The sequence below is a fragment of the Candidatus Accumulibacter necessarius genome, assembly GCF_036625085.1.
The window spans coordinates 563,661-571,328 of the sequence record NZ_JAZKUM010000004.1; the positions used below are offsets into that span (position 1 = coordinate 563,661).

Sequence of the window (7,668 nt, forward strand, 5' to 3'; positions counted from 1 at the left end):
ACAACTGTACGCCCCTACAGTTGTGGCCTCAATGCCTGCTGGCTGCGGGACGCGCGCCCTAGTCATGGGCGCAACCCTTTACCCCGAGCCTTCTGAAGGATAAAGGACAAGAAATCCCCTGAATTGGGGTCGCCAAGCCCCATAGAGGGGAACAAGCGTTGCCCTCAGTTTAGCGCGCTGATCCCCAGATCAGGTACCATAGTACCCATTATGGGGAATAAAGACTCTGTGTCGATTTCAGATGCGCTCTTCTCTGGAGGCCAGCAGCGGGTGCTTGGGCTGTTGTTTGGTCAACCGGACCGATCTTTCTACGCCAACGAAATTGCAAAGCTTGCCTTGACCGGGCGTGGCGCGCTGCAGCGTGAACTGGAACGAATGACCTCCTCCGGTCTGATCACCATGACTCCCCTCGGCCGACAGAAACACTACCAGGCCAACCGGAAATCGCCGATCTTCACGGAACTCCGGGGGATCGTCCTCAAGACCTTCGGGCTGGCCGATGTCCTGCGTGCCGCCTTGTCCGAGTGTGCCGATCTCGTTCGTTGCGCCTTCATCTATGGTTCCGTGGCCAAGGGCACGGATACGGCGGCCAGCGACATCGACGTCATGGTCATCGCCGAGGGCTTGAGCTACAGTCATCTCTTCGAGGTGCTGGCCAAGGCAGAGGAAGTACTGGGTCGCAAGGTGAACCCCACCCTCTACGCAGCGGAAGATTTCTCGAAGAAGCTACGTAGCGACAACCACTTCCTGACCCGCATCGTCCAGCAACCAAAGATCATGCTCATCGGCGACGACAATGACCTCCCCACGGGAAACTCTGCAGAATCTGGCGAGGATCGGCAAGCTCAAGGCTGAACCCCCTGATCAGGCCGAGTTCGACGGACTGCTCCGATCCGCCAGGAATAGACTGCCGGACGCACAGAACCCTGGACTGAACGCCGAAAGCCGCTTCAGCCTGGCCTACGACGCAGCACACAGCCTCGCCTTGGCGGCCCTGCGCTGGCATGGGTATCGATCGGAGAACCGCTATATCGTCTTCCAGATTCTGGGCAGCACCATGTCCTTACCTGTAGCCAAGTGGCGTTTCCTCGACAACTGCCACCAGAAGCGTAACCCCCGAGTTCGACAAAAATACGGCCAAGTGATTGTTTGTGCTCAATTCACGGGTTCGAAATTGGCACTACAAGCGTCTGGCGGAGGGCTCGGGCAGGGCGACGGTTTCGAACAGCTCCTTCTGTTGGGGGGTGATGGCGGACAAGCCGGAGGCCGACTGGCGTTGGTGCAGCGTGACCTGGTGGTACTGGATCCGGCGGGCGATCTCCAGAGCGCGTTCCGGGGAGAGGGGACTGGCCTTCGCTTTCAGGCGCAGGCGCAGCACCCGATAAAGCAGCAGCGCCAGGAAGCAGATCAAGGCATGCGCCCGGATTCGGTTCGGCAGGCGATGGAAGACCGGCGCGATCTCGATCTCGGACTTCAGGACACGGAATCCCCGTTCGATGTCGGCCAGCGCCTTGTAGCGCGCCACGATCTCGGCCGGGGGAGAATCCGGAACGTTGGCAACGAGGATCAGCTTGCCATCCATCAGCCGCGCGCGCTTCAGCGCACGTTCGTCGATCTCGTAGGTGAATACCTCGGAGGCGAGATTGACCCTGATGATGTGCGCCAGATGCGCGTCAGCGACCGCCTTGTAGAAACGGGCGATCGTACCGGCGTCTGACAGCTTCTTGCCCGGATGGGTCTGACCGGCCTCCTGCGCATCGAGTTTCTCCGCCCACTGCGCGGCATCGGCCTCCAGCGCCGCAATGCGCTCATCGCGTACGCGACTCTGTTCGCTGGCCCTGTCGGGGCGATGGGCAACGATCAGACGAAACCCTTGCCACTTCAGCTCACCGAACACCTCTGCCGTCGCCGACTGGCAGCTCTTCTCGTGGAAAGGGGTGAGCAGGCTGTCAAAATCCCCGTAGCGCCGCGCCGGGACGGCCAGAATGAACTCCAGCGGCTGATCGCCGACCCGTAGCGCCCGGATGGCGTCGAGATTGTCGAGACTCAGCAGACCGCGATCGGCGACCAGCACCACCCGCTTGATCGGATAGCGTGCCAGCACTTTCTCGATGGTCGGCACCAGCGTCGTCGTCTCGCCGGTATTGCCGGCAAAGACCTCGTGATGGATCGGCAGGCCTTCCGCTGTCTGGACCACCCCGAGCATCACCTGGCGCACTGTCCCGCCCTCCTTGGCATGGCCAAAGTGCCGCAGATCTTCCGACTCGTCGGTGCTGCCTTCGGCACGGATCGTCGTCAGATCGTAGAAGACGATCGCCAACTCCTGATCGATCAACGGCCGCAGAAGACCTGTCAAGGCGTCGTCCACCCGGTCGGCACCCTCCGCCAGGGTATCCATCGTGCGGAGCAGGTGCTGGTGGTTCACCGAATCGGCGCTGACCTCGGGAACCCGGGTGCCCTCCAGCCAGCGCAGGATCCCCAGCTTGGATTCCGGATCACACAGCCGGTTGAACACCATCACCCGCAACAGGCGTTCGGCGTCGAACTGGTGGCGGTTGCGCAGCAACCGGCGAAAGGCGTCGGCAAAGCCCAGTTCCTTCCACAAGGCGGTCAGCAGCCAGGTGTCGCCGACCGACAGCGCTGGCGCGAAGGCGACCTCGCCGGTCCCTCCTCCAGGGAGGGCTTGCCCGCCGCCCGCAGCAGACCGTTGAGCAGCGAGTCAGCCTCGCCAGATCGCACTGCTTCGATGCGCCCCAGGGTGGCGATGACCCGTTGGCGAGGCACCCCGGCGGTGTCCCGGTAGGACTCGACGAGCTTGACGTACTGGCGCGGGCCGGACGTGGTGATCTTCACGAACATGTCGCTACTGTATCCACATACTGCCATGATCGCAATAGATTTCCAGGCCAGGCGTGTCACTACAACGAATTTCTGGCTGCGCGCCAACTCCTTGTTTTCATTGCGGCTGATGCCTCGATTATGCGTCTGGCACGCGAAAAGTGTCGAACTCGGGGTAACCGTGCCCTCTACGATGGCGACTATGAAGAAGACGAGCCGTTGATCCGGGAACTGATCGCAGTTGCCAAGGAACTTCAGGCTGCGGTGGAGGCGCTGGGCCCTGTCGACGCCTGATTGTTTCTGGCTGCTGCACGAGCCAGAAACAAGGAAATGGGCCCGGCGCACTTCAGCGGGGGTTCCGGGAGGTCTGAAGGATCTCACCGGCCTTGAGATGGTACCGAAGACCTTTCACTCACCATCACAAAACTGCACCCGCTGCCTCGCCCAATTTGGCGGAAACCGCAGCACTTCGAAAACTCCCGGTGCGCGCTGTCGTCGACGACCAAGCGGCCGTGAGCAAGGATGCAGGCGGATAGTGCAGCGTTGCCAAAAGGACACCTATTCTTCCCGAACCCCGGCTGACAGAGCTTCAATCGTATTTACAATGCTTCCACTCTGGTCAATAGCACCCATTTCTGCAGAGAAGCACTGGACCAGCAGATCAATTACGTGCCGCTCATCAACGCCTACCGAGTTCGCCCAGTCTGCAACACGCCTCTTTAGTTGTTTGAGTAAACGTCTCCGATTTCGACCTGCGATTTTTCCTCCAGTAGTGTGCAAAATCCCAACCAGAGCCCGACCTGCGTCAATAGCACGCCGAAACTCAACTTGATAGGCCGACGCCAACGACGCTTGGCCGAAAAGCGCCAAAGAGTCTGCCGCCAGTAAGATTGGTTGAAGCTCAAATAGAGATTTGAGCCCGGCTGCCACGGCCGCCAGCCTCTCAACACCAAGGGCCACCCCATAGACATGCTGGGGGGTGGGAACTAGCATGCGAAGGTTAGCCGAAAGTCGATACTGCTCTGAGACGAGAGTCCCGATTTCGACTAGGGCTCCGCAATCTGCTTTATAGAAAACCTCACATCGCGGGCCGGCTGGTTGTTGCCCCCGACGGATATTCGTGAGGAGCCGATCTCCGACTACATGTATTATTTGGTCATCCGAGAACCCCTCCTCATTTAACGCGACGATGACCTCATCATTCGCGCGCACCTGTGAAGAAAGTCCAGATCGGCCACCAGCAAAAGTGGAGAAGTAGAGGCGACTCAGATCAAGATCCATCTTTCGCAGCAAAGCAATTGTCCTCCGAACTATTTCACCGCCCAATCCATCTGAGCAATCCGCTGGACTTGATATAAGCCAGACCAGCATTCGGAAAATACTCAGATGCCACGGACTGTGTCCAATAGCCGCCAGATCGACATGCCGAAAGGCCCAATCGATTCCCCACAACCGCTTACTTACAGCGCAACCATCCTGTTGAATCAGGTCAACCACAACGTTATGAAAAACGCTCGCTGCAAATGTATCAGGAAACGACGGCGAGATCAGTCCAGCAGGTTCAATCTGCACATACTTCGATGCCTCGAAAGACCCCTTCACACGTTCAAGCAATAAATCGGGAGTCAGCAATCTTCTATCCAAATGAGAGCTTCCTTGCAGTAGCTGCGTGCAACGTTGTCTGCATTGGACTCTTGGGGGTCAAAATTGACTCTACCAAGTTTGCCGTAACGCTAGGGCTAGCGAGTGGTTGTTCCCGGCCATCCTTATCTTTCGGTAGCAACCAAGGTGCGTGTTGTCGCATCTCTTCGGCCATCAGTCCATTCGTTGGACAGGGCGTGATGCAAGTCAGTTGAATACCGAGTGCACTTGCCCACAGTGGTGTGTGCCTAGCCCATTGCATAAGGGTCCACTTACTTAGTGCGTATGCTTCTTCGGGCGAAAGTTCCTCACTGAATGGGGAATCGGTAGGTTCACCACTCTCAAGTTGCTTCAACCACCGCCTATGCACGGGTCGAGAGTTGAAACTCTGACCCGCAGATGAGCCAAAAACGATCACTAGCGCATCAAGCGCAAGAAACTGGCGAGAAGCAAGAATCGTTTTAATGCAACCCCCCACGTTTGTTTCAAGGATTTCCCCTGCATCTGGATGCGCTGGACCCCATGCGGCACACGCCACAATCGCGCGGAGTGTCTTCGGGACGATACGATCCAACGAATTCTCGATTTCAGGAGTATTTCTCACGTCGCCGTGCGTCCAGCGTACGGTCTCATCAAGGCTCGTAACATCAGGTATTCGCCGGATATCAATCGCTCGAATTTCAAATCGTTTAGCGAGCCGCTGGACAACAGCGCCACCAATCCCACCAGCTGCACCTGTTACGAGAATCTTTTCCATTAACTCCGCCATCAGATTAGCCCAAGGCCTCGGTAACCAGCAGGGTTCCAGGTTTCCGTCCAAGGAATCATAACTTGCTCAACAAGTCCCGCCATTGAGTCGTGGAACATCCTTTCGTGTCTCGTCGCAAAGTCTTTGAGGAGCAAATCTCCAACGGCCGCCACTGTTTCAGCCACGCTTCCAATCTGCAAGAGGCTTGCTTTCCTAACAAGACGTCGTAACTGCTCAGAGGGGAGGCCTCTGTTGCTTGCGGGATGGCCAGGGAACGCCCAGAGGATAACACCCAGACGGATTATGTCCACAATAGCGACAACGTCCGACCACATAAGTTCTCGCAAGTCCGCGGAATGACTGCTTGAGGACCACACCAACTCACATGCATGGACGAAGTAATCCTCTCTGACAACTGTTGTTCGCCCAGCGAGTAGCGCGGAAAGCCTCTCAAGACCAAAGGCAACCCCGTACGCACCACGTGAAGCAGACTCGAGCCTCCAGTCACCATTGGCACCCACCAAGATCCGATCATGGGCGATCGCAGTGCCGATCTCGAGCCAGTATTTGCCCTCGAAATTATACAGAATCTCACAGGTCGGACCTGCACGTTCAAACCTGTCAATCATTAGCAGGAACAGCATTGGTCCTTGGATGTACTTGATGGCGGTCTCAGGTAGCCCGGCTTCAGTCCAGCACCTAGCCCAAGATAGATCAGCTGGAACGACAACTCCTGGCAACACCTCCCCGCCGCCGAAGACCGTGACTCGAATCCGATCGATGCTTAACCCAAGATCACGTGTCAGGAACTGAATGATCTCGTCGCTTAGTTCAGCCACCGTTGACTCACGTTTCGTGGGTTTAGCAAACACAACGCTGGTGAGCATCTCAAAAGCGGAAAGATGCCATCCCATCGAGACACGGGCAGTATCCTTTACGCGAACAACGGGACCCACCTCCCAAAAGTCGTGCTCTTCTCTATCTGTCTCCGCGGGTGAACACATCTCGCGGCTGATGAACTCATGCTCTAGCAGACGATTCAAATCACCCAAAAAACATGGCGACCAAGCCGATTGCGCCAACCGCCTATTTCGGCGCTTGCTTATCTGAAACTCAGCAAACAGGCTGTATAACTTGTTAAGCCCGCCACAGTGTTCCTTGTGATAAATAGTATCAAAGGCCATCATTATGTATTGCTATTCCATAACACCAACGGCACTCCAAGCCCTTTAGCTCCTGCTGTAGACGATAGTGCCTGAACGAAATATCGCCACCATTATTATGTGCCTTCTCCCAACCTGAGTCGTGAGAGGTCACAAAGTGAACCAGCTCTCGTTGCAATAAAATTGCTGGTGACCGGTTCATTTTTGGGCTTGGGGCAAAAGTGGTGTTCACACTGGAATCTCCGTCAAGTGGTTTCGCCGCGTTGCTACACAGTCTAAATGCTAAATTCACGGCATGGCCATTTGCATCAATCGCTCGCTGTTGGTCATCGTCAAGCCATTTGCATCCGAAGACCGTGTCCTGTGTAGTGGTAAAATTACCGATGCCCATAGTGCAAGCACCGGCAAGGAAAAAAAATTTACGCAAATCATCAGGTCCATAACCGAGAAGTGAACCATGATTAGTAATAAAATCTTTGGTTTTTAATCCCACATTTGGCTGCCCGTTGCACTCCAACTTTAAGGTATGACTTCCTTTTATAATATTTATAATTGCCTCAATGATATATTTTATATCCTCAACGGCCGCAACCTTTAGAGGGAAAATGTCATAGTTTCCACAATCCGAAGGAGAGCCTTCCTCGATTTCGATATCCTGAAGCTGAATCGCAAATAGAAGACCATCTCCTGTAGGCTTGAGAGCCCATGGGCGATTTTGAATTTTTTTGGCGATTTCTAGCAACTGCTCCTTCGCATCTTTCTGGGTGTTCTCAACAAACTCGCGATACCCATTAAGAACACTTATTCGTCTGGCTTGCTCTATATAGTTCGCTCGACTAACCTCATCAACACGAGCCGTGAGTTCAGTGAAATTCCTAATATCCAGAACACACGCCATCAGCCAACATGTATCGCGTTTACCTTCCTTTTTTGAAATCATCATTTCGGTTGTTCCCCGCTCCAGATTGCCCCATCATTTTTCGAGATCTGACCAACCCGTCGGCCAAGTACCCTCATGGATCTCCATGCTAACAGTTCGGAAATCCACGCAATGGCCAGAAACACGCTCAAGCCAGCAAAAACCAAATCCATTCGGTATCGAGAAGCATTTAGGACCACGTAGTATCCTAAACCATTTTCTGATGCAATAATCTCTCCCATAAATGCGCCAAGTAGTGCCGCCAACAGAGCCAAACGAAAGCCATTTCCTCCAAACCAAAATAATCCTGGCGCCAACATATACTGAATTATCCTTGGTAGGGGAGCACCGCTGTTCAA

General features: G+C 55.2%; 6 protein-coding genes and 2 pseudogenes. 2 read left to right on the forward strand and 6 right to left on the reverse strand.

Features of this window, described 5'->3' with window-relative positions:
• Positions 1-228 precede the first annotated feature (228 nt).
• The gene (locus V5B44_RS13820) at positions 229-855 is read left to right on the forward strand and encodes a nucleotidyltransferase domain-containing protein (RefSeq protein ID WP_311106217.1); all 627 of its coding nucleotides are present in this window, start codon (positions 229-231) and stop codon (positions 853-855) included.
• Between the two features lie 325 nt (positions 856-1,180).
• Here V5B44_RS13820 and V5B44_RS13825 read toward each other — a convergent pair.
• Positions 1,181-2,859 (reverse strand): annotated as a pseudogene (locus tag V5B44_RS13825) (IS1634 family transposase).
• A 120-nt stretch (positions 2,860-2,979) separates the two neighbouring features.
• On the opposite strand from V5B44_RS13825, the gene V5B44_RS13830 reads away from it, so the two are divergent.
• The gene (locus tag V5B44_RS13830) at positions 2,980-3,132 is read left to right on the forward strand and encodes a hypothetical protein (protein ID WP_332359585.1); all 153 of its coding nucleotides are present in this window, start codon (positions 2,980-2,982) and stop codon (positions 3,130-3,132) included.
• Positions 3,133-3,396: 264 nt separating this feature from the next.
• Here the strand turns inward: V5B44_RS13830 and V5B44_RS13835 are convergent, their stop codons facing one another.
• The 5 genes and pseudogenes from V5B44_RS13835 to V5B44_RS13850 form a co-directional block, all read right to left on the reverse strand.
• On the reverse strand, positions 3,397-4,470 hold the full coding sequence (locus V5B44_RS13835; protein ID WP_332359586.1) for a hypothetical protein: 1,074 nt from the start codon (positions 4,468-4,470) through the stop codon (positions 3,397-3,399).
• Between the two features lie 4 nt (positions 4,471-4,474).
• On the reverse strand, positions 4,475-5,248 hold the full coding sequence (locus V5B44_RS26705; protein WP_434735448.1) for an NAD-dependent epimerase/dehydratase family protein: 774 nt from the start codon (positions 5,246-5,248) through the stop codon (positions 4,475-4,477).
• A complete protein-coding gene (locus V5B44_RS13840; protein WP_332359587.1) occupies positions 5,248-6,414 on the reverse strand; it encodes a hypothetical protein in 1,167 nt (388 codons plus the stop codon). Before V5B44_RS13840 ends, V5B44_RS26705 begins: the two co-directional genes overlap by 1 nt.
• Entirely contained in the window at positions 6,401-7,333 is a 933-nt protein-coding gene (locus tag V5B44_RS13845; RefSeq protein ID WP_332359588.1) for a hypothetical protein, read from the reverse strand. The genes V5B44_RS13840 and V5B44_RS13845 overlap by 14 nt, the downstream gene beginning before the upstream one ends.
• A pseudogene (locus V5B44_RS13850) lies at positions 7,330-7,668 on the reverse strand (hypothetical protein); the annotation flags it as partial. The gene V5B44_RS13845 and the pseudogene V5B44_RS13850, both read right to left, overlap by 4 nt.

Bases quoted from the DNA above. Each gene is read 5' to 3' on its own strand.
- V5B44_RS26705 (WP_434735448.1), bottom strand. From the start codon at position 5,248: ATGGCGGAGTTAATGGAAAAGATTCTCGTAACAGGTGCAGCTGGTGGG.
- V5B44_RS13830 (WP_332359585.1), top strand. From the start codon at position 2,980: ATGCGTCTGGCACGCGAAAAGTGTCGAACTCGGGGTAACCGTGCCCTC.
- V5B44_RS13845 (WP_332359588.1), bottom strand. From the start codon at position 7,333: ATGATGATTTCAAAAAAGGAAGGTAAACGCGATACATGTTGGCTGATG.
- V5B44_RS13840 (WP_332359587.1), bottom strand. From the start codon at position 6,414: ATGATGGCCTTTGATACTATTTATCACAAGGAACACTGTGGCGGGCTT.